Origin of the sequence: Xenorhabdus entomophaga (genome assembly GCF_037996725.1) — a bacterium.
Lineage (GTDB): Bacteria > Pseudomonadota > Gammaproteobacteria > Enterobacterales > Enterobacteriaceae > Xenorhabdus > Xenorhabdus khoisanae.
Map to the genome: position 1 here is coordinate 1 of NZ_JBBMXH010000443.1, position 263 is coordinate 263.

Annotated in this window: 1 protein-coding gene; it reads right to left on the reverse strand. The window is 51.3% G+C overall.

Annotation, left to right across the window (positions count from 1 at the left end; all coding sequences use genetic code 11):
* Positions 1-263 (reverse strand): type VI secretion system baseplate subunit TssF (locus tag AAC854_RS23550; protein ID WP_340619185.1); only part of this gene is annotated, 263 nt, incomplete at both ends.

Sequence of the window (263 nt, forward strand, 5' to 3'; positions counted from 1 at the left end):
CCGATTCTCCCAATGGCAGGGAATAGCGGTGATTGCCGGTCTCCAGTGCAATGGGCGGGGTACGCCGGTTTTCCAGATGAATAGCCGGGACGCAGCCCAATAAAAATGCCTCATCGACATCCGCCAATGGCAATTCACCCTGGAAACGAAATATCAGTTCAAACGTACCCTCCTCATTCAGTGGCACTGTTGTGCAACTTTTGCTGATATCCAGCGTGACAAAGTTATAAAGCTGGGACAGCGCGTAATACTCCACCAACGGT